The 21,897-nt window shown below is 72.1% G+C and carries 16 protein-coding genes and 1 pseudogene; 13 read left to right on the top strand and 4 right to left on the bottom strand.

What is annotated here, in order from left to right; genetic code table 11:
* Positions 1 to 682: 682 nt before the first annotated feature.
* A pseudogene (locus ACZ52C_RS19720) lies at positions 683 to 1,516 on the bottom strand (hypothetical protein); the annotation flags it as partial.
* Positions 1,517 to 1,719: 203 nt separating this feature from the next.
* Between ACZ52C_RS19720 and argH the strand changes: the two are divergent.
* The 4 genes from argH (at position 1,720) to ACZ52C_RS19700 (ending at position 6,552) form a co-directional block, all read left to right on the top strand.
* Positions 1,720 to 3,150 carry an argininosuccinate lyase gene (gene argH, locus ACZ52C_RS19715; RefSeq protein WP_469075926.1) on the top strand — a complete coding sequence of 477 codons (1,431 nt, stop codon included), beginning with the start codon at positions 1,720 to 1,722 and terminating at the stop codon, positions 3,148 to 3,150.
* A gap of 219 nt (positions 3,151 to 3,369) precedes the next feature.
* Positions 3,370 to 4,341, top strand: coding sequence for an aldo/keto reductase (locus ACZ52C_RS19710; protein WP_469075925.1), 972 nt, complete (start codon positions 3,370 to 3,372; stop codon positions 4,339 to 4,341).
* Between the two features lie 88 nt (positions 4,342 to 4,429).
* Positions 4,430 to 5,032 (top strand): TetR/AcrR family transcriptional regulator, encoded by a 603-nt coding sequence (locus ACZ52C_RS19705; protein ID WP_469075924.1) that lies wholly within the window; start codon positions 4,430 to 4,432, stop codon positions 5,030 to 5,032.
* Complete coding sequence (locus tag ACZ52C_RS19700) at positions 5,029 to 6,552, top strand: MFS transporter (protein ID WP_469075923.1); 1,524 nt, start codon at positions 5,029 to 5,031, stop codon at positions 6,550 to 6,552. Before ACZ52C_RS19705 ends, ACZ52C_RS19700 begins: the two co-directional genes overlap by 4 nt.
* 783 nt (positions 6,553 to 7,335) lie before the next feature.
* Here ACZ52C_RS19700 and ACZ52C_RS19695 read toward each other — a convergent pair.
* Positions 7,336 to 8,010, bottom strand: coding sequence for a lysophospholipid acyltransferase family protein (locus ACZ52C_RS19695; RefSeq protein ID WP_045557177.1), 675 nt, complete (start codon positions 8,008 to 8,010; stop codon positions 7,336 to 7,338).
* A 331-nt stretch (positions 8,011 to 8,341) separates the two neighbouring features.
* Here ACZ52C_RS19695 and ACZ52C_RS19690 point away from each other — a divergent pair, with 331 nt between their 5' ends.
* From ACZ52C_RS19690 to ACZ52C_RS19680, 3 genes are all read left to right on the top strand, one after another.
* Positions 8,342 to 9,541 (top strand): glycerophosphodiester phosphodiesterase, encoded by a 1,200-nt coding sequence (locus ACZ52C_RS19690; protein ID WP_469075922.1) that lies wholly within the window; start codon positions 8,342 to 8,344, stop codon positions 9,539 to 9,541.
* A gap of 108 nt (positions 9,542 to 9,649) precedes the next feature.
* Positions 9,650 to 10,156 carry an RNA polymerase sigma factor gene (locus ACZ52C_RS19685; protein WP_469075921.1) on the top strand — a complete coding sequence of 169 codons (507 nt, stop codon included), beginning with the start codon at positions 9,650 to 9,652 and terminating at the stop codon, positions 10,154 to 10,156.
* A 45-nt stretch (positions 10,157 to 10,201) separates the two neighbouring features.
* Entirely contained in the window at positions 10,202 to 10,699 is a 498-nt protein-coding gene (locus ACZ52C_RS19680) for a GNAT family N-acetyltransferase (RefSeq protein WP_086803075.1), read from the top strand.
* A gap of 72 nt (positions 10,700 to 10,771) precedes the next feature.
* Here ACZ52C_RS19680 and ACZ52C_RS19675 read toward each other — a convergent pair whose 3' ends face one another.
* Together ACZ52C_RS19675 and ACZ52C_RS19670 are read right to left on the bottom strand one after the other, a co-directional pair.
* A complete protein-coding gene (locus tag ACZ52C_RS19675) occupies positions 10,772 to 11,209 on the bottom strand; it encodes a hypothetical protein (protein WP_469075920.1) in 438 nt (145 codons plus the stop codon).
* 1 nt (position 11,210) lies between these two features.
* Positions 11,211 to 11,570 (bottom strand): hypothetical protein, encoded by a 360-nt coding sequence (locus ACZ52C_RS19670; protein WP_045557182.1) that lies wholly within the window; start codon positions 11,568 to 11,570, stop codon positions 11,211 to 11,213.
* 451 nt (positions 11,571 to 12,021) lie between these two features.
* Between ACZ52C_RS19670 and ACZ52C_RS19665 the strand changes: the two genes are divergently transcribed.
* The 6 genes from ACZ52C_RS19665 to cobT all read left to right on the top strand — a co-directional run bounded on the left by ACZ52C_RS19665 (position 12,022) and on the right by cobT (position 21,766).
* Positions 12,022 to 13,101, top strand: a complete 1,080-nt coding sequence (locus tag ACZ52C_RS19665; RefSeq protein WP_469075919.1) for a methionine ABC transporter ATP-binding protein — start codon at positions 12,022 to 12,024, stop codon at positions 13,099 to 13,101.
* Positions 13,098 to 13,820, top strand: a complete 723-nt coding sequence (locus ACZ52C_RS19660) for a methionine ABC transporter permease (protein WP_469075918.1) — start codon at positions 13,098 to 13,100, stop codon at positions 13,818 to 13,820. The genes ACZ52C_RS19665 and ACZ52C_RS19660 overlap by 4 nt, the downstream gene beginning before the upstream one ends.
* A gap of 78 nt (positions 13,821 to 13,898) precedes the next feature.
* Positions 13,899 to 14,732 (top strand): MetQ/NlpA family ABC transporter substrate-binding protein, encoded by an 834-nt coding sequence (locus tag ACZ52C_RS19655; RefSeq protein ID WP_469075917.1) that lies wholly within the window; start codon positions 13,899 to 13,901, stop codon positions 14,730 to 14,732.
* 166 nt (positions 14,733 to 14,898) lie between these two features.
* Entirely contained in the window at positions 14,899 to 15,537 is a 639-nt protein-coding gene (locus ACZ52C_RS19650) for a GNAT family N-acetyltransferase (RefSeq protein ID WP_469075916.1), read from the top strand.
* Between the two features lie 125 nt (positions 15,538 to 15,662).
* On the top strand, positions 15,663 to 16,874 hold the full coding sequence (gene cbiE / locus ACZ52C_RS19645; RefSeq protein ID WP_469075915.1) for a precorrin-6y C5,15-methyltransferase (decarboxylating) subunit CbiE: 1,212 nt from the start codon (positions 15,663 to 15,665) through the stop codon (positions 16,872 to 16,874).
* A gap of 350 nt (positions 16,875 to 17,224) precedes the next feature.
* Positions 17,225 to 21,766, top strand: coding sequence for a nicotinate-nucleotide--dimethylbenzimidazole phosphoribosyltransferase (cobT, locus tag ACZ52C_RS19640; RefSeq protein WP_469075914.1), 4,542 nt, complete (start codon positions 17,225 to 17,227; stop codon positions 21,764 to 21,766).
* Positions 21,767 to 21,897 lie beyond the last annotated feature (131 nt).

Here is a 21,897-nt window from a genome sequence, read left to right as displayed (position 1 = left end):
AGGTCTTCCATGTCCGCCCCGGCCGGCGCGCGGGGCGGACACGGCCCCTGCCGCCCACGAGGAGCGCAGGAGGTCACCCGCCGAACGAGGGGGCCCGGCGCGGACGGCTCATCGCGACGGGCCCCCTCGGTTCGACGGCCCCTGGGCAGAACCGGCCCTGCGACAGGACCGGCACCGCAGCACCGCAGCACGCCCTGCGACAGGGCCGGCCCCTCGGCTCGACCGGTCCTCGTGCGACCGGCGACTTCCGCCGGTCCCTGGACTACTGGTTCAGCTGGCAGGGGGCGAGGGCTTCGAGGCCCTCGGGCTTGGCGGCGGCGCGGCCGATGGCGGTCTCGATGCGGTTCAGCGTGGCGACGCGCTTGTCCTCCAGCGGGCCGAGGATGGCGTTGTTGACGAAGTTGGCGCCGCCCTGGCCGACGGTGTCGATCAGGCGCTGGTTGGCTTCCTGGATCTGGGTGTCGAGGAGTGCGAGGTTGCGGTCGACCTCGGCCTGTGCGGAGGCCGGGACGGCGGGGAGTTCGCCTTCGACCTCGGGGCAGGTGATGGTCCCGGCGGCACCGGCGTTGCCCGCGTCCGCGGCACCCTCGCCCGCACCGGCGCCGGCCTCGGCGCCCGCACCGGCCTCGGCTCCGGCCTCCTCGCCGGCGCCCGCCTCCTCACCGGCGCCCGCGGCGCCGCCCTGGTTGAGCTGGCAGGGGGCGAGGGCTTCGAGGCCCTCGGGCTTGGCGGCGGCGCGGCCGATGGCGGTCTCGATGCGGTTGAGCGTGGCGACGCGCTTGTCCTCCAGCGGGCCGAGGATGGCGTTGTTGACGAAGTTGGCGCCGCCCTGGCCGACGGTGTCGATCAGGCGCTGGTTGGCTTCCTGGATCTGGGTGTCGAGGAGTGCGAGGTTGCGGTCGACCTCGGCCTGTGCGGAGGCCGGGACGGCGGGGAGTTCGCCTTCGACCTCGGGGCAGGTGATGGTCCCGGCGGCACCGGCGTTGCCCGCGTCCGCGGCACCCTCGTCCGCACCGGCGTCCGCGCCGGCCCCGGCGCCCGCACCTGCCTGCGCCTCTCCGCCGGCGGCCGCGCCGCCCTGGTTGAGCTGGCAGGGGGCGAGGGCTTCGAGGCCCTCGGGCTTGGCGGCGGCGCGGCCGATGGCGGTCTCGATGCGGTTGAGCGCGGCGACGCGCTTGTCCTCCAGCGGGCCGAGGATGGCGTTCTGGACGAAGTTCGGACCACCCTGGCCGACGGTGTCGATCAGGCGCTGGTTGGCTTCCTGGATCTGGGTCTGCAGCTGGGCGAGGTTGCTGTCGACCTCGGCCTTCGCGGAGGCCGGGATCGCCGGGAGGCTGCCTTCGACGGCCGGGCAGGTGATGGTGCCGGGGGAGGCGTTCCCCGCGGCGTCCTCGTTGTTGGCACCCTCACCGGCGAGGGCGGAACCCGCGATGACCGCTCCGGAGAGCACGACCGCGGCGGCGCCGCCGATGATCCCTACGCGACGCTTGTTGTACTTCGGAAGAGCCCTGGACATGCGGATGCCTCACTCGGGTCGGGTGTGGTCGGTGGTGATGGACGCGGCGCCTGCGTTCGGTGTGAGTTACGGGAAAGCGGTTTCGTTTGTTCAAACGTTTCTCGGCGTCTCTCAAACTTCTCTCAGATTGACGATTCATGCAGAGTTCTGCATACTCATGCATGGCAGCGAACGCAGTAAGCGGAGATCTAGGAGCAACGCGAGTGAGCAGCAACAGCGGTGACGTACGGCTCTGGGGCGCCCGTTTCGCCGACGGCCCCGCCGAGGCCCTGGCGAAGCTGTCCGCGTCCGTCCATTTCGACTGGCGGCTGGCCCCGTACGACATCGCGGGCTCCCGCGCCCACGCGCGCGTGCTGCACAAGGCGGGCCTGCTCACCGAGGACGAGCTGTCCCGGATGATCGCCGGCCTGGACCAGCTCGAAGCGGACGTGGCGTCGGGCGCGTTCGTCGGCACCGTCGCCGACGAGGACGTGCACACCGCCCTGGAGCGCGGTCTCCTGGAGCGCCTCGGCCCGGATCTGGGCGGCAAGCTGCGTGCCGGCCGGTCCCGGAACGACCAGGTCGCGACCCTCTTCCGGATGTACCTGCGGGACCACGCCCGTACGATCGGCGGTCTGATCGCCGACCTCCAGGACGCGCTGATCGGTCTGGCGGAGGCCCACCCGGACGTGGCGATGCCCGGCCGCACCCACCTTCAGCACGCCCAGCCGGTCCTCTTCGCCCACCACGTCCTCGCCCACGTCCAGTCCCTCTCCCGGGACGCCGAGCGGCTGCGCCAGTGGGACGAGCGCACCGCGGTCTCCCCGTACGGCTCCGGAGCCCTCGCGGGCAGCAGCCTCGGCCTGGACCCGGAGGCGGTGGCCGCGGACCTGGGCTTCGAGCACGGCAGCTCCGCGAACTCCATCGACGGCACCGCGTCCCGCGACTTCGTCGCCGAGTTCGCCTTCGTCACCGCGATGATCGGTGTGAACCTCTCGCGGATCGCCGAGGAGATCATCATCTGGAACACGAAGGAGTTCTCCTTCGTGACCCTGCACGACGCGTTCTCGACGGGCTCGTCGATCATGCCGCAGAAGAAGAACCCGGACATCGCGGAGCTGGCCCGGGGCAAGAGCGGCCGTCTGATCGGCAACCTCACGGGCCTGATGGCGACCCTGAAGGCGCTCCCCCTCGCCTACAACCGCGACCTCCAGGAGGACAAGGAGCCGGTCTTCGACTCCATCGACCAGCTGGAGGTCCTCCTCCCCGCGTTCACCGGCATGATGGCCACGCTCACCGTGCACCGCGAGCGCATGGAGGAGCTGGCCCCGGCCGGCTTCTCCCTGGCCACGGACGTCGCCGAGTGGCTGGTCAAGCAGGGTGTCCCCTTCCGGGTGGCCCACGAGGTCGCCGGTGAGTGCGTGAAGGCGGCCGAGGCCGAGAACAAGGAACTGAACGACCTGACGGACGACCAGTTCGCCAAGATCTCGTCCCACCTCACCCCCGAGGTCCGCACCGTCCTGAACGTCCCGGGCGCCCTCGCCTCCCGCAACGGCCGCGGCGGCACGGCCCCGAGCGCCGTGGCGATCCAACTGGCGGACATCAAGAAGGACGTGACGGCCCAGCACACGTGGGCAAACGCCAAGAAGAGCTGACCCATCCGCCCCTTAAGGGGCGCGGGGAACTGCGCGACCAGCCCCCACCGAACGGACGCGTGGGGGTCAAAGGGGCGCAGCCCCTCGTGGATGGGACGGGTAGGGGCTCCGGGGGCGAAAATCCCCCGGAGCCCCACCCCACCCACACCCCACAGCGAAGGTCATCACGGGTTACGTTGGCTCAGGAACCGCAAGGAGCCGACCCGAACGGAGCCCGCGATGCCCTTCGCCCGACTCGCCGCCGCGACCACCCCCACCTGCCACCTCGGCTTCGGTCTGGCCGCAGTCGCCCGTCCCGGCTACATCACCCTCGGCCGTGACGCCGACCTCGGAGAGACCCGCACCGTCGAAGCCCTCCGCACCCGCACCCACGAACTCCTCGACGCCGCCTATGCCCAGGGCGTCCGCTACTTCGACGCGGCCCGTTCCTACGGCCGCTCCGAGGAGTTCCTCGCCGACTGGCTCCGCACCCGCCCCGGCCTCGACGACGTGGTCATCGGCAGCAAGTGGGGCTACACCTACACCGCCGACTGGACCACCGACGCCGAGAAGCACGAGGTCAAGGACCACGGCCTCGCGACGTACGAGCGGCAGCGCGCCGAGACCGCCGAACTGCTCGGCGACCGGCTCGACCTCTACCAGATCCACTCGGTGACCCCGGACAGCCCGGCCCTCACCGACAAGGAACTCCACGCGAGGCTCGCGGAGGCGGCCGCCCAGGGCGTCACCGTCGGCTTCTCCACCAGCGGTCCGGCCCAGGCGGACGCCATCCGTACCGCCCTCGCCGTGACCGTCGACGGCGAACCCCTCTTCCGTGCCGTCCAGTCGACGTACAACGCGCTGGAGACCTCCGCCGCCCCCGCCCTCTCCGAGGCGCACGACGCCGGTCTGACCGTGATCGTGAAGGAGGGCATGGCCAACGGCCGACTGGCCGGTCCGCACGCCCCGGACGCGCTCAGGGCCGTCGCCGAGGCGACGGGCCTCGGCTGCGACGCGGTCGCCCTGGCGGTCATCCTGCGGCAGCCGTGGGCGGGAGTCGTCCTCTCCGGCGCCGCCACCACCAGCCAGCTCGCCTCCAACCTGCACGCGGCGGTCGTCGACCTCGACGACGACCAGCTGGCCCGCCTCGCGGGCCTCGCCGAGGACCCGCGCACGTACTGGGACAAGCGCGGCAGCCTGCCCTGGCACTGAGCGCCACGCCTCTCGGCGAGACGCAGGGCCATGAGACGCACATAGCCCACATGAGACACGAATGTCTCATGTGGGCTATGGTTGTCTCATGGCCGTCGATCGTGAACACGTGCTGCGCAGCGCAGCCGCCCTGCTGACCCGCAAGTCCACCGCGACCATGGACGAGGTCGCCAAGGCCGCCGGGATCAGCCGGGCCACGCTGCACCGCCACTTCGCCGGACGCGACGCGCTCGTACGGGCGCTGGAGGCCCTCGGCATCGCGGAGTGCGAGGCCGCGCTGGACGCGGCGCGCCCGGACGAGGGTCCGGCGCGCGACGCCGTCCGCCGGCTGGTGCGCGAGATCGAACCCGCCGCGGGCCTGCTCGCCTTCCTCTACACCGAGAACCAGTTGTTCGAGGGGGAAGGGCAGCACGAGGGCTGGGCCCGGATCGACGAGCGCATCGCGGCCCTGTTCAAACGCGGCCAGGCGGCCGGTGAGTTCCGCATCGACCTCACACCGGCCTGGCTCACCGAGGCGCTCTACGGCCTGCTGGCCTCCGGCGCCTGGGCCGTCTCCGAAGGCCGGGTGGCCGCCAAGGACTTCACCTTCATGATCGCCGAGCTGCTGCTCGGCGGCGCCCTGCGCCACCCCGAACCCCCGCGCCACCCCGAACACCCGCGTCACCCCGAACAACCGAGAGAGGAATCATGACCAGCACCCTGCGGCCGGCCCGCACCGTCGAGGCGGAGAAGAGGCCGGGCCGCTGGCTCGCGCTCGCCGTCCTGGTGCTCGCCGTGCTGCTGGTGGCCGTCGACGCGACCGTCCTCGGTCTCGCGACCCCCTACATCAGTGAGGACCTGAAGCCCTCGGGCACCCAGCTCCTGTGGATCGGCGACATCTACTCGTTCGTCATCGCGGGCCTGCTCGTCTCGGCCGGCAGCCTCGGCGACCGCATCGGCCGCAAGAAGCTGCTGCTGATCGGCGCCACGGCGTTCGGCGCGACATCCGTCCTCAACGCCTACGCGACGACGCCCGAGATGATGATCGTCGCGCGGGCGCTGCTCGGTGTCGCCGGCGCGACCCTGATGCCCGCCACCCTCGCCCTGATCCGCAACCTCTTCCACGACCCGCGTGAGCGCAGCCTCGCCATCGGCGTCTGGGGCGCCACGGCCTCCGCCGGTACGGCCGTCGGCCCGGTCGTCGGCGGCTTCCTGCTCGAACACTTCTGGTGGGGCTCGGTCTTCCTCATCAACCTGCCCGTGATGGCCGTCCTGGTGCTCGTCGGCATCAAGCTGCTCCCCGAGTCACGCCACCCGAGCCCGGGCCCGTGGGACATGCTCAGCGTCGGCCTGTCGCTGGTCGGCATGATCGGTGTCGTGTACGCGGTGAAGGAGACCGCCACCCACGGCGTCGACGGCAACGCGCTCGCCGCGGGCCTCCTCGGCCTCGCCGGACTGTTCTTCTTCGTACGCCGTCAGCTCACCCTGCCGCACCCGCTGCTGGACATGCGGCTGTTCCGCCACCGGGGGTTCTCCGGGGCCGTCCTCGCCGACCTACTGACCATCCTCGGCCTCTCCGGCCTGGTCTTCTTCCTCTCCCAGTTCCTGCAACTGGTCCAGGACCGGCGCCCGTTGGAGGCGGGTCTCGCCGAGCTTCCGGCGGCGATCGGAGCGGTGGCCGCGGGGCTGGCCGCCGGAGCGGCGGCCCGCCGCTTCTCCGTCCGTTCGGTGGTGGCGGGCGGTCTCGCGGCCATCGGCCTGGCCCTGGCCCTGCTCACCCTGGTCGACCGCTCCACCGGCTACCCGCTGATCGGCGTCGCGCTGCTGGTCGTCGGCATCGGCGCCGGCTTCTCCTTCACCGTCACCGCCGACGTCATCCTCTCCAGCGTCCCCAAGGAACAGGCGGGCTCGGCCTCGGCGGTCTCCGAAACGGCGTACGAGCTGGGCGCGGCCCTCGGCATCGCGGTCCTGGGCTCGATCGTGACCGGCGTCTACCGCGACTTCGCGGCCCCCGCGGGCACCCCGGAAGGGGCGCACGAGTCCTTGGGCGGCGCGGTCGAGGCGGCGGCGGGAATGCCACCGGCCACGGCCGATGCCCTGCTGTCCGCCGCGATGGAGTCCTTCGTCGACGGCCTCACGATCGCCGCGGGCGCGGGCGCGGCGGTCCTCCTGGCCACAGCGGCGGCAGCCTGGTTCATGCTGCGCGGACAGCGCCTGGAGAACGCCGCTTAGGACCAGCGCCCCCAGGGGCGCGGGGAACTGCGCGAGAACCCCCACCGACCCGCACCTCACCACCAACCGAAGCCCCGGCATCCCCCGCGGACAGAGCCTGGAGAACGCCGCTTAAGGACAACGAGGTCAGGGGCGCGGGGAACTGTGCGAGAACCCCCACCGCCCTGCCCCCGGACCACCAACCGAAGCCCCGGCATCCCTCGCTGCCAGCGCCTGGAGAACGCCGCTTAAGGACAACGAGGTCAGGGGCGCGGGGAACTGCGCGAGAACCCCCACCGACCCGCACCTCACCACCAACCGAAGCCCCGGCACCCCCCGCGGACAGAGCCTGGAGAACGCCGCCTAAGGACAACGAGGTCAGGGGCGCGGGGAACTGCGCGAGAACCCCCACCGACCCGCACCTCACCACCAACCGAAGCCCCGGCATCCCCCGCGGACAGAGCCTGGAGAACGCCGCTTAAGGACAACGAGGTCAGGGGCGCGGGGAACTGTGCGAGAACCCCCACCGCCCTGCCCCCGGACCACCAACCGAAGCCCCGGCATCCCTCGCTGCCAGCGCCTGGAGAACGCCGCTTAAGGACAACGAGGTCAGGGGCGCGGGGAACTGCGCGAGAACCCCCACCGACCCGCACCTCACCACCAACCGAAGCCCCGGCACCCCCCGCGGACAGAGCCTGGAGAACGCCGCTTAAGGACAACGAGGTCAGGGGCGCGGGGAACTGCGCGACCAGCCCCCACCGACCCGCACCCGACAGACGACCGAACCCGGCACCCCCAGCGGAGCTACGCCGCTTCCTTGGCCTTGGACGCGTACATGTCCACATACTCCTGCCCCGACAACCGCATGACCTCGGCCATCACGGAATCGGTCACCGCCCGCAGCACGTACCGGTCGCGATCCATCCCCTCGTACCGGGAGAACTCCATCGCCTCGCCGAACCGCACGGTGACCCGGTGCGGCCGCGGCAGCCCCGCGCCCCCCGGCTGGATCTTGTCCGTGCCGATCATCGCGAACGGCACGACCGGCGCCCCGGTCATCAGCGTCAGCCGGGCGATGCCGGTACGGCCCCGGTACAGCCGGCCGTCGGGCGACCGCGTCCCCTCGGGGTAGATGCCGAACACCTTGCCCTCGTCCAGGATGCGACGGCCGGTCATCAGCGCCGCGACCCCGCCCCGGCCGCCGTCGCGGTCGACGGGGATCATGCCGACCCCGGTGAAGAACCAGGCCATCAGACGGCCCTTGATCCCCTTGCCGGTGACGTACTCGTCCTTGCCGATGAAGAAGACCTGCCGGTCGCAGACCAGCGGCAGGATCATCGAGTCGATGAAGGTCAGATGGTTGCCGGCGAGGATCACCGGGCCGTCGCCCGGAATGTGCTCCGCGCCTTCCACCCGGGGGCGGAACATCAGGCGCATGATCGGTCCGAGCACTGCCTTGATGAGCACGAAGCGGGACAACGGGCCCTCCCATGTCAAGCGTTCCGGTACAAGTCTGTGCAGGTGAGGACGATACTCCCGGCCCACGGGGCGGCGCACGTCGGGTTCACCGAGTGGATACCAACTGTTGACGCTGTTTTACCTGCGGTGACGCTGTGGTGGCGGGTTGTCACCCGGCCGCCACATGTGACGGACATCGCGTCACCGAACCGACACTCCGTCAAATTCCGCCTCCCGTGCGACACAGGGCGTCTTCCGCGTGTTCGGTCCCAGGTATCCCGTCGGTCACCTCAGGACACCTACGATCGTCCCGCTTTGACAGGTGCAGGGCATCACGATGGAGGAGCCGTTCATGGGGACGCAGGAGTCGCGGCAGTCGCAGGACGCGTACGAGCGGGGACGCGGAACGGGCCGACGGGCGCTGCTAGGTGCCGCGGTGCTCGGCGCGGGCGGAGCGGTCCTCGGACCGCCGGCCGCGGCGAGAGCCGACGAGGCCACGCCGGACGCCAAGGCGGCCGGCCACTCGGGCGGCTATCGGAGCCTGCCGGTGCCGACGATCATCGCGCACCGCGGGGCCAGCGGCTACCGCCCGGAGCACACGCTCGGCTCGTACCAGCTCGCCCTCGACATGGGCGCGCACGTCATCGAGCAGGACCTCGTGCCCACCAAGGACGGCCATCTCGTATGCCGTCACGAGAACGACATCACCGGTACGACCGATGTCGCGGCCCACCCCGAGTTCGCCGGCCGGAGGACCACCAAGGTCGTCGACGGCGTCACCTACACCGGCTGGTTCACCGAGGACTTCACCCTCGCCGAGCTGAAGACCCTGCGCGCCAAGGAGCGCATCCCGGGCAACCGTCAGGAGAACACCCTCTACGACGGCCGCTGGGAGATCCCCTCCTTCGAGGAGGTGCTGCGCTGGGCCGACAGGGAGGGCAGGAAGCGGGGCAGGCGCGTCTGGCTGCACGTCGAGACCAAGCACCCCACCTACTTCCGCAAGCTGGGCCTCGCGCTGGAGGAGCCGCTCGCCAAGCTGCTGCGCAAGTACGACCGGCACCGGAAGAACTCGCCCGTCTTCCTGCAGTCCTTCGAGCCGAGCAGCATCCAGCGCCTGAACCGGCTGGTCGACAGCCCGCTCGTCGTCCTGCTCTCCGGCGCCGCCACCCGTCCCTGGGACTTCGTCGAGGCGGGCGACCCGCGCACCGTCGCCGACCTGGTCAAGCCGGCCGGGCTCGCCTGGATCGCCTCGTACGCCAACGGGATCGGCCCCACGCTCGACCTGATCATCCCGCGCGACTCGGGCGGGAACCTGACCACGCCGACCACCCTCGTCGCCGACGCGCACGCCGAGGGCCTGATCCTGCACCCCTACACGATGCGCAACGAGAACACCTTCCTGCCCGCGAACTTCCGCAAGGGCACGGACGCCAACGCCTACGGCGACTCCTTCGGCGCGTTCAAGGTGTACTTCGACACCGGCATCGACGGCATCTTCACCGACAACCCGGACACCGGTCTGTTGGCCCACGCGGACTTCGTCGGCGACTGACCGGACCACGCATGCGTTCGAGCGTCAACGGTTGAGCCCCGAGCCCCGGTTGGGGTGACTCCCGTCCGCCCCGGCAACCCCCGCCGGGGCGGCGGCGTCCCGGGGCATATGACACACGACATGCTCGCCGACCTCCGCCCCCTGCTGGTCGCGGAGGCCTCGGCGGAGGCGTACGCGGCCGGGGCCGAGGCGGGGGACCTGGAACAGGCCGTCTGGCTGCGCCTGCTGGAACGGCTCGACACCGACGGTCCGCCCGCGGATCCCGAGAGCTGGCTGCGCAGCGCCGTCCGCTTCGAGGCCCGCCTCAGTCGCCGTACGGCCCGGGTCGAACGGCCCTACGCCGCCGAGCCCGCCGACGAGCACATGCCCGGCCCCGAGCAGATGGCGCTCACGGCGGCCCGCCGCCGCGCCCTCCGCGCCGCCGTGCGCCGGCTCCCCGGCCGCTGCCCCCGGCTGCTCGGCGCCCTGCTGTCGCCGAAGGACCTCACCTACCGTGAGATCGCGGGCGAGTTGGGTATCTCACAGGGCAGCCTCGGTCCGGAACGTTCCCGATGTCTGGGATGTCTTCGCCGATTGCTGGCGACGGAGGTTGCGGCGCGCGAACCACGGGGATAGGAGTGAAGGACATCGGGTGAGCAGGTGAGCGGGAGGCGTGCACACATGGGCATGAGCGTGACCATCTCGGTGGCGACCGAGCAGGACGCCGAGCAGATCTTCAAGCTGCAGTACCTGTGCTTCCAGAGCGAGGCGGCGCTGTACGGCAACTACCGCATCGATCCGCTCGTCCAGAGCCTCGACTCCGTCCGTGCCGAGGTCGCCTCGGACTGTGTGTTCGTGGCCAGGCTCGGGGACGAGGTGATCGGTTCCGTGCGCGGCGCCCTCGACGCCGACGGCACCGCCGCCATCGGCAAACTCTGCGTCCACCCGCGTCTCCAGGGGCACGGCATCGGCGCGCGACTCCTGCGCGCCGCCGAGTCGGCCCTCGCCGAGGAGCGCGGCGCCACGAGGTTCCGCCTCAGCGCGGGCCACCGCAGCGAGGGCAACCTGCGGTTGTACCGCCGGGTCGGCTACGAGACGGTCGGCACCAGCCAGGGCCAGGACGGCGTACCGATGGTGGTGCTGGAGAAGCCGGCGGAGGCGTACGCGACGACCGCGTGACGAGAGGCGCCCCGAAAGGGGCGCGGGGAACCGCGCGACCGGCCACGACGAGCCCGCGGCCGCCTGAGACCCTCAGGCGGTCTCCCCCTGCCGCGCGCCTTTCCTGAGCCAGTACATGGCGGTGATCGGCAGCAGCACGGGGATGAACAGGTACCCCATGCCGAAGTCGGACCAGACGGTCGCGTCCGGGAAGGCGGACGGTTCGACCAGCGTCCAGGTGCCCACGACCAGCACACCCGACAGCTCGGCCGCGCAGCACAGCCGCGCCGCCTTCCGGGCGAACTCCCCGCCCCGTACCAGCGCGTACGTGATGAACCCGTACACGACCCCGGCGAGCGCGGACAGCGAGTACGCGAGCGGCGCGTGCTCGAACTCCGTCGAGATCTGCACGGCGGACCGCGACACGGCCCCGACGACCATCACGCCGTAGAGCCACACCAGCAGCATCCCCGGCCCGCTGATGAGCCGTGCCCGCTTCTCCCGCTGCGGCACGTCGTCCGTGGCGGTCACCTCAGCCTCCCCAGATGTCGTAGAGCCGCACCTGGAGCACGGCGAGCACCACACCCCCGGCGGCGACGGTCACGCTGCCCCAGCGGGTGCGCTCCGCCAGGGACATGAACCCGGTGACGGGCACACAGGCGAACGCCCCGAGGAGGTAGGAGACGAAGATCGTGGTCCCCTGCTCCGGCTTCTCCCCGCGCGCCAGCTGCACGATCCCGACGACCAGCTGGACGAGGGCCAGCACCGACACCACGGCCATGCCGATGAAGTGCCAGTCCTTGGTCGGCTGATCGCGATACGCGGCCCAGCCGCACCACGCGGCGAGGAGAAGCGCGGCGACGGCGGTCGTCACCGTCAGGGCAACAAGCATGCCGCGACCCTATTACGGCCCCGAATCCCGCCGCGCCCGGCCCCGGGCCGGGAGACCCGTGGGGCGCGCATCGTGGCCTTGGCCACAACGCCGGATGCCCACAGGGTGGACGGCACCACACTTCACCTGCTCATATGCCTCTCAAACGTGTCCGCCATACGGACAGCCCTCTCTCACCTGCTACATACATCTGCTTTACTGATCTCATGACCACGACGAGCTGCCGCACCCTTGCGACCGAGGCGACGATGACGCCCGGTGCTCGTTGTATGTGTCGAATGTGCGCCTTCTAGAAGGCCCCGCACGCCACCGCGCGTGACGGACCGAGCCTCCCGCGCACCAGTTCTCCTCCGGTTCCATCGCCACCGCGAGAACCGTGTCGCGTCCCTGACCGCTTGCACCCGTGCCCGGGCACACCCACGCCCGCGCACTCGACAGTGACGGAAATCCAGTGATCACCACATCGGGCCTGACCAAGGTCTACCGAGGTCGTGGCCGCGAGGTCACCGCCCTCGACGGCGTCGATCTGCATGTACGCGAGGGCGAGGTGTACGGCGTGATCGGCCAGTCCGGCGCCGGCAAGTCCTCGCTCATCCGCTGCGTCAACCTCCTCGAACGCCCCACCTCCGGAACAGTGACCGTGGCAGGCCAGGACCTCACCGCCCTGGCCGGGCGCGGCCCCCGCGCCGGCCGGCAGCTCCGGGAGGCACGCAGCCGGATCGGCATGGTCTTCCAGCACTTCAACCTGCTCTCCTCCCGCACCGTCCAGGACAACGTCGAGCTGCCGCTGGAGATCCTCGGCAGGTCGGGCCAGGAGCGATCCCGCAAGGCCCTGGAACTGCTCGACCTGGTAGGCCTCGCCGACAAGGCCAAGGCCTACCCGGCCCAGCTCTCCGGCGGCCAGAAGCAGCGCGTCGGCATCGCCCGCGCACTGGCCGGCGACCCCAAGGTCCTCCTCTCCGACGAGGCCACCAGTGCCCTCGACCCGGAGACCACCCGCTCGATCCTCGCGCTGCTGCGCGACCTGAACCGGCAGCTGGGCCTGACCGTCCTGCTCATCACGCACGAGATGGACGTCGTGAAGAGCGTCTGCGACTCCGCAGCCCTGATGGAGAAGGGGCGCCTCGTCGAGTCCGGCACCGTCAGCGAACTGCTCGCCACCCCGGGGTCCGAACTGGCCGCCGCGCTCTTCCCGGTGAGCGGCGAGGCCACGGGCGAGGACCGCACCGTCCTCGACGTCACCTTCCACGGCGAGGCCGCGACGCAGCCGGTCGTCTCGCAGCTGTCCCGCACGTACAACATCGACATCTCGATCCTCGGCGCCGCCATCGACACCGTCGGCGGCCTCCAGATCGGCCGGATGCGCATCGAACTGCCCGGCCGCTACGAGGACAACGTGGTTCCCGTCGGCTTCCTGCGCGAACAGGGCCTCCAGATCGACGTGGTCGGCCGGGACGCCCAGGCGTCCGCGCCGTCGTCCGCACCGGCGCCCGCGCTGTCGTCCACGACGGTGAAGGAAGGTGCCAAGTGACCTGGTCCGAGATGCGGCCCCTGCTGGAGCAGGCCTGTTGGGACACCCTCTACATGGTCGGCTGGTCCACTCTCGTAGCCGTCGTCGGCGGACTGCCGCTCGGCATCCTGCTCGTCCTCACGGACCGCGGCGGCCTGCTGCAGAACGTCCTCGTCAACAGGGTCGTCGGGCAGATCGTGAACATCGCCCGCTCGATGCCGTTCATCATCCTGATGGTCGCGCTGATGGGTTTCACCCGCTGGGTCACCGGCTCGACCATCGGCCGCGAGGCCGCCATCGTGCCGCTCGCCATCGGCGCCATCCCGTTCTTCGCGCGCCTCGTCGAGACGGCCGTGCGCGAAGTGGACCACGGGCTGGTCGAAGCCGTCCAGGCGATGGGCGGCAGCACATGGACCGTCGTCCGCAGCGTCCTCGTCCCCGAGTCCCTGCCCTCGCTGATCTCGTCCGCCACGACGACCGTCGTCGCCCTCATCGGCTATTCGGCCATGGCCGGCACGGTGGGCGCGGGCGGTCTCGGCGACATCGCCATCCGCTACGGCTACCAGCGCTTCGAGACCGAACTGATGTGGATCACCGTGGCGGTCCTGGCCGTCGTCATCTCCGCCATCCAGTTCGCCGGCGACTACGCGGCCCGCGCTCTGCACCGACGCGGCGGCCGGTCCGGCCCCGCACCGGCACTCCGGCTGCTGAGGGCCAAGGCCGAGCCCACCGAGGTCTGACCGCGCCGCTCAGGAACCCACAGATCTCCCGTCCCACCCAAGACGGGACCGCTGCACCCACGAGGAAAGGCACTTTTCGTGCGTAACACCGCCAAGCTCACCACCGCCGTGCTCGCCGCCGGAGCCCTCACCCTCGGGCTCACCGCCTGCGGCGCGGACAAGACCGACAGCGCGTCCGACACGAGCGGCCCGCTGGTCGTCGCCGCCAGCCCCACCCCGCACGCCGAGATCCTGAACTTCGTCAAGGACAACCTGGCCAAGGACGCGGGCCTCGACCTGGAGGTCAAGGAGTTCACCGACTACGTCCTGCCGAACACGGCGACCGAGGACGGCTCCGTGGACGCCAACTACTTCCAGAACCAGCCGTACCTCGACGACTTCAACAAGAAGCAGGGCACCCACATCGTGCCCGTCGTCACCGTGCACCTGGAGCCGCTCGGCCTCTACTCGAACAAGGTCAAGAGCAAGGACGACCTCAAGAGCGGCGCGACCGTCGCCGTCCCCAACGACACGGTCAACGAGGCGCGCGCCCTCAAGCTCCTCGACTCCGCCGGGCTCATCACCCTCAAGGACAGCGTCGGCACCGACGCGACCCCCGCCGACATCACCGAGAACCCGAAGAAGCTCAAGTTCAAGGAGCTGGAGGCGGCCCAGACCCCGCGCTCCCTGGACGACGTCGACGCCGCGGTGATCAACGGCAACTACGCCCTGGAGGCCGACCTCTCGCCCGCCGACGACGCCCTGGCCGTCGAGCCGGCCAAGGACAACCCGAACGGCAACTTCCTCGCCGTCAAGGAGGGCAACGAGGACGACCCGCGGGTGAAGAAGCTCGCCGAACTCCTCACCTCCGACAAGGTCAGGAAGTTCATCGAGGACAAGTGGAGCAACGGCTCCGTCATCCCGTCCTTCTGACCCCCTTCCGATCCGTACCTGCGACCGTACGTAAACGGCGTATCGCCACGCATGGGGTCCGCTCCCTCACCGTGAGTGGACCCCTGTGGTGCGATTCAGTGCTTTCATGCTGCATGCTGGGCAGTTCAGCAGGCTCTCAAAGTTTTCGAAGGTTACGGAGCGGCGCATGACGAGCACCTTTCCCGACATCTCCATCAGCACGGATCGGTTGGTTCTGCGCCCGTTCGACGAGGACGACATCCAGGCGTTCACCGAGATGATGAACGACGAGCAGGTGATGGCCTGGACGGACATCCCGCAACCCTTCACCGAACGCGAGGCGCGTACCTGGATCGCCGAGTACGCGCCCACCGAACGCACCTCCGGACGCGGCCTCGACCTCGCGGTCACCGAGTTCCTCACCCAGCGGCTGGTCGGCGTCATCCAACTGACCAGAACCGACTGGCACGTGCGGGCCACGGAACTGTCGTACGTCGTCGCCCCCTGGGCGCGCGGCGAGGGCTACGCCTCCGAAGCCGCCCTCGCGACCGCCCAATGGCTGTTCCGCGAGCAGAAGTTCGAACGCATCGAGCTGCGCACCGCCGCCGACAACACCGCCTCCCAGCAGGTCGCGCAGAAGATCGGCTGTATCAGCGAGGGAGTGCTGCGCAACGCCTGCATAGCGCGGACCCGCACCGCCGAGGACGGCTGGACCGAGATCCGCACGGACTTCATCGTCTGGAGCCTGCTCCCCGAGGACATCGAGGGCGTGAGCGAGGAACTGGCCGGCAGCGGTGGTTTCGGCTCCTACCCGGACTGGAACTGAACAACCCACGGGTACGCGCGAGGCCGCCGCCCGGCCGCCGGGGCCCACCCCGTCACCAGGTACTCTCACGGGACCCCGAGCGGGCAAACCGACGACCTGCGAAGACCCTCAGGAGACTGACGACGATGGCCGACCGGGTCACGGTGATCGGCTGGGACGGCTCCCCCCTGACCGCCGCGGCGCGCTCCGCCCTCGCCGCCGCCACACTGGTGGCCGGCGCGGCCCACCACCTCGCCCTGCCCGAGGTGCCCCCGGCCGCCGAACGCATCCGCCTCGGCAGTGTCGCCCTCGCCGCCCGCCGTATCGCCGGCCACCGCGGCACCGCCGTCGTCCTCGCCGACGGCGACCCCGGCTTCTTCGGCGTCGTCCGTACCCTGAGGGCCCCCGAGTTCGGCCTGGAGGTCGAGGTCGTCCCCGGCGTCTCCTCCGTGGCCGCGGCCTTCGCCCGCGCGGGCATGCCCTGGGACGACGCCCAGGTGGTCGTCGCCCACCGCCGTACGCTGCGCCGAGCGGTCAACGTGTGCCGCGCCCACCCCAAGGTCGCCGTCCTCACCTCGCCCGGCGCGGGCCCGGCCGAACTCGGCCTCCTCCTCGACGGAGTTCACCGCACCTTCGTGATCTGCGAGGAACTCGGCACCGCCCGCGAACGCGTCACCGTCGTCACCTCCGACAAGGCCGTCGACCACACCTGGCGCGACCCCAACCTCGTCATCGTCATCGGCGGCCCCGCCACCGCGGCCGAGGGCGGCGGCTGGCTCGCCGGCCGCGACCCCGGCGCGGGCCCACGCGGCTTCGCACTGCCCTCCGGTGTCTACGGCGCCGCCATGGGCGAGGGCGAGGCCGAACTGCTGCGCTCCTCCCAACTCACCCGCCTCGGCCCCCGCGTGGGCGACCTCGTCTGGGACATCGGCTCCGGCAGCGGCGCCTTCGCCACCGAGGCCGCCCGCTGCGGCGCCGCCGTCATCGCCGTCGACCGCGACCCCGAGGCCTGCGGGCGTACGACCCTCGCCGCCCGCCGCTTCGGCGTACAGCTCCAAGTCGTCCACGGCGCCGCCCCGCACGTCCTGGAGAACCTTCCCGAACCGGATGTCGTCCGCGTCGGCGGCGGGGGAGCGGCGGTGGTCTCCGCCGTCGCCGACCGCCGCCCGCAGCGCATCGTCACGCACGCGCTCACCCGCCCCGCCGCCGAGCGCATCGGGCGCGACCTCACCGAACACGGGTACGAGGTCCGCTGCGAGTTCGTCCAGTCCGTCGAACTCGATACAAGGGCCTGGACGGAGCGGGAACGGAGCGTCGCGTTCCTGCTCAGCGGGACCCTGCCCGAACGTTCCCAGTGATCCGGTTGTCGTACCGGCGCGGTAGGCTGGCCGACTGTTGTACCGCACGTCGACACCCGGCACTTCGTCGGTCAATGTCCTAAAAACGCGCCCGTTTTGAGAGCGTGTGTGGTACGGCGGAACGGGGAGGACGCGCAACGTGGCGCAGTCCACAGCGGACCGGCGCGGATCAAGCTGTCGCGACGGGAGTACGACCGCGACAATGGCCATTCAATGGCTTTGTCGACATGCAGGCGGGTCGTCACGTGCCGCTGGGCACGCACGCTCGTTCTCCACAGCAGTGGGGCGGTAGGTGCGCCGTTCCCGGGCCAGCTGGCATGGAGGCACTAACCGATGGGCGAGGGGTACGCATGACCGACACCGGCCAGGTCCCGGGCGAGGGACAGCCGGAGAGCGCAGGCATGGTGGAGCAGCCGGGCGTCCCTGCGCCGGGTGCGTACACCTACCTCTCCGAGACCGCCGCCGAGGACGAAGACCTCCTGCTGCCGGGCGCCCAGGGCGCATGGGGCAACGAAATGCCGCCGCCCGCGCCCGAGCCCGTCGTCCAGGTCGTCCACGAGCCCGGCCCGCACGAGATCTCCGGCCGCGACAGCGGCTCGCACGACCTCAGCGCCGTCCGCACCCCCGTCGCGACGCCCGTCCCGCAGCCGCCGGTGGCCCGCCGCCCGCTGCACCTCGGCCCGCCGACCCCCGACGCCTCCGCCAGCCCGGTCCGCTCCCTCGCCGACCGTGGCCCGGCCGGCGCTCCCGTACCGCCCGCCGCCGCACGCCACGCCGGGCCGCCCATCACCGGACCCGAGTACCTCGACGTGCCCCCGCAGCCCGTGTCCCAGTGGGTCGGCGCCCCCGCCCAGGGCACGCCCGCGCCGGGAGTCGCCGCAGCGGGAGGGACCGCAGAAACGGTCGTTCCGCAGGAAGCCCACCCCTCCGTGGCCGTGGCCGAGACGCCCCTGGCGGCGGAGGCCGCACAGACCGCCGAGGCCCCGGAGGAGATCCAGGACCCCGAGGCCCTCCACCAGGCGCAGGACGCCGCCTACGCCCTGGCCCAGGAGGCCGCGGCCGCGCAGTTCCGCACCCCGGAGGCGGTCGGGACACCGGTCGCCGCGCACCTCCAGGCCCCCGAGGCCGAGGAAGCGCCCGGTGTCGTCGAGGAGCAGCTCCCGGAGGCGGCCGAAGCGCCGGCCGCCGAGGTTCCGCCGACGGCCGAGGCGTCGCCGGCGACCGAGGCGTCGCCCGTCGTCGAGGCCGAGGCCCCGCAGCCGGTGGACGCGGCGGCTGCCGTCGAGGCCGCCCAGGTGCCGGACGCCGCCGAAGCGCCGGCCGCCGATGCGGCTCCCGCCCCCGAGCCCGCGGCGGAGCCCACGGCACCCGAGGCGGTTGAGGCGGCTGAGACGATTGAGGCCGCCGAGTCCGTGGCCGTGGCCGTCGAGGAGGCTGCGCAGGCTCCGCAGGCCGAGACGCAGCAGCCCGAGCCGGCCCCGACGACTCCCTCGGCCCAGCCTGTCGAGGCCGAGACCTCCGAGGCCCAGGCCCCCGAGTCCCAGAGCTCCGAAACGCAGGCCCCCGAGGCCCATACGCCCGAGGCGGAAGCCGCGCCCGCCGCCGAGGCCGCTCAGGCACCGGACGCGACGCCCTTCCCGCCGGCCGCCCAGGACCCCGAGCCGATCGCGGCGCAGACCGTCGCCGAGGCGCAGGACGCCCCCCAGGTCGCGCAGGAGGCGGAGGCCGTGGCCCTCGCCGACGCCACCGCATCGGCCCCGCCCGTCGACGCCGTCCCGCCCGCGCAGCCCGACGCCGCCGCAGCCGCACAGGCCGACCCGGCGGCGACGCCGGTCGTGGCTGAGGCCCCCGAACAGGCCACCACCGCTCCCGAGCAGCAGGCGCCGGCCACCGTCGCCGACGCGGCCGGGGCCACGGGGGAGCAGGTCCCCACCGACGAGGCGGCCCCGCGTACCGCGACCGTCGCGCCGGACGACGGGAACCCCGAGACCTCCGTCGCGCCCCCGGTCGAGCAGACCGCCGAGGTCCCCCCGTCCGCCGCCCCGGACACCGAGCCCGTGCAGGGCCCCGTGCCGTCGGAGACCCCGGCCGCCGAGGAGCCCCAGCCGGCGGAGCCGGGTGCGGCCGAGCCCCTGACCCCGGACGCCACCGCGGCGGAGGCCGCTCAGCCCCACCCCGAGGCTGTCGCCGAGGGCGTGCAGCCGACGGAGACCGACCAGCCGGGCGCGCACCCCACGGTTCAGGACCCGCAGGCCGACGAGCCCGCCGCATCCGCCGCCGAGGACGTGGTGACCCAGGCGCAGGAACAGGACCAGGACCAGACCGCTGATCAGCCCTCCGTGCAGACGCCTGATCAGAACCCCGCGCAGGCACAGGACCAGGTCGTGGCCGCGCAGAACACCGGGACCGCCCCGCAGCCGGAGCCGGTACAGCCCGTCACCGCCGACGCGCTCGTCGAGCCGGGGCCCGCGCACGGGGACACGACAGCCCAGCCGACCGACAGCGCGAACGCCCAAGCACCCGCCCCCGCCGACGAGTTGACCGGCGAGGCCCCGCATCCCGCCGAGCCGGCGGCCGACCCGGCGTCCGTGGACCCCACGACCGCCGAGCCGCTCGCCGCGGACACCCCGGCGGCCCCGGCCTCCCGGATCGAGGCCCCGCAGGGCGCCGTCATCCAGCCCCAGGCCGAGCCCGACGCCCCGCCCCTCGCGCCGACCTCCCAGGAACCCGCGCCCGAGGCCGACCGGCCGACCCCGCCCCAGGGAATGGTCGTTCCGCCGCTCCCCGAGGACGCCGGGCCGACGCCCGCCCCCGTGGAGTTCCCGGCGGCCCAGGGACAGACGGACGCGGCCGAGGACGGCAGAGAGGCGGCCGAGGACGGCAGAGAGCCGGCCGGCGAGCCCGTGGCCACGGTCCCCGCCCCCCGTGACTCCGAGGCCGAGACGATCGTCGTACCGCAGCCGCTCGCGGCGGCGGCCGACGCGCACCGGGACGTCGTCCAGAACGCCGAGGACCTCGACACCAGGGCCGCCGACCACGAGGACGGCGAGTCGACGGCGCCGGAGGCAGAAGCAGTGGAATCAGCAGCAGTCGAAGAGAGCACGGCCCCGGTGGACGAAGCATCCGAAGACGTGAGGGACGAAGTACGGCAGCCCACGGGCCCGGCCGCGCCCCCCTACGACGACGCCGAGCGCGAGGCCGTCCTCAAGGTCATGCGTGAGCGCCGCGACATCCGCAACGGCTTCCGCGGCGACCCGATCCCGCACGACGTGCTGCTCCGTGTCCTGGAGGCCGCCCACACGGCACCCTCCGTCGGCCACTCGCAGCCCTGGGACTTCGTGGTCATCCGCTCGGCCGAGACCCGCCGCACGATGCACGAACTGGCCCAGCGCCAGCGCGAGGCGTACGCGAAGTCCCTGCCGAAGGGCCGGGCGAAGCAGTTCAAGGAACTGAAGATCGAGGCGATCCTCGACACCCCGGTCAACATCGTCGTCACCGCCGACCCGACCCGCGGCGGCCGTCACACCCTGGGCCGTCACACCCAGCCCCAGATGGCTCCGTACTCCTCCGCCCTCGCGGTCGAGAACCTGTGGCTCGCGGCCCGCGCCGAGGGTCTCGGCGTCGGCTGGGTCAGCTTCTTCGACGAGCGCGAGATGGTCCGCGCCCTCGGCCTGCCCGAGCACCTGGAGGTCGTGGCGTACCTGTGCGTGGGCTACGTCGACGAGTTCCCGGAGGAGCCCGAGCTGATGCAGGCGGGCTGGGCCAAGCGCCGCCCGCTGTCCTGGGTCGTCCACGAGGAGACGTACGGCCGCCGCGCCCTGCCCGGCGCCGAGCCGCACGACCTGCTCGCCGAGACCGTCGCCGGCATCCGTCCGCTCGACGCCAAGGCGCTCGGCGAGGCGTGGGAACGCCAGAAGCGCATGACCAAGCCGGCCGGCGCGCTCGGCATGCTGGAGATCATCTCCGCCCAGCTGTCCGGGCTGTCCCGCCAGTGCCCGCCGCCGATCCCGGAGCCCGCGGCCGTCGCGATCTTCGCCGGTGACCACGGTGTGCACGCCCAGGGCGTCACCCCCTGGCCCCAGGAGGTGACGGCCCAGATGGTCGCCAACTTCCTCGGCGGGGGAGCGGTCTGCAACGCCTTCGCCGCCCAGGTGGGCGCCGAGGTCTGCGTCGTGGACGTGGGCGTGGCGAGCGACCTCCCGGCCACCCCCGGGCTGCTGCCGCGCAAGATCCGCGCCGGTACGTCCGACATGACCACCGGCCCCGCGATGACCCGCGACGAGGCCAAGCAGGCCATCGAGGTGGGCATCGAGACGGCCCGCGACCTGGTGGCGGCCGGTAACAAGGCCCTGCTCACGGGCGAGATGGGCATCGCCAACACCACGGCCTCCGCCGCCCTGATCGCCGTCTTCACCGGCGCGGACCCCGCCGAGGTCACCGGCCGGGGCACCGGCATCAACGACGAGACCCTCGCCCGCAAGACCGAGGTCGTGCGCCGGGCCATCGAACTCCACCAGCCGGACCCCGCCGATCCCATCGGCGTCCTGGCGGCCATCGGCGGCTTCGAACACGCCGCCATGGTCGGTCTCCTCCTCGGCGGCGCCTCCCTGCGTACGCCGGTGATCCTCGACGGCGTCAGCGCCGGCGCCGCCGCCCTGGTGGCCCGCGCCATCGCCCCCGAGGTCCTCGCCGCGTGCATCGCGGGCCACCGCAGCGCCGAGCCGGGCCATGTCGCCGCCCTGCAGAAGCTGGGCCTGCGTCCCCTGGTCGACCTCGATCTCCGCCTCGGCGAGGGCACCGGTGCCCTGCTCGCCCTCCCGGTCGTCCAGAGCGCGGCCAGAGCGATGCACGAGGTGGCGACCTTCGACTCGGCTGGGGTCACCGAGAAGTAGGGGAGCGGGCGCCGGGTGAGTCACCGACCGGTAGGCGCCCGCGCCCACCGGCCCGCACCCCGTTCCCGCGGCCCAGCCGGTGAACCTGCTGAGCCGCACCCCCCGTCCGCCCTTTAGAATCCGCACGTCAG

It is taken from the genome of Streptomyces sp. NPDC034049, from assembly GCF_055575575.1.
This window is presented reverse-complemented; position numbering and strand designations above follow the sequence as displayed.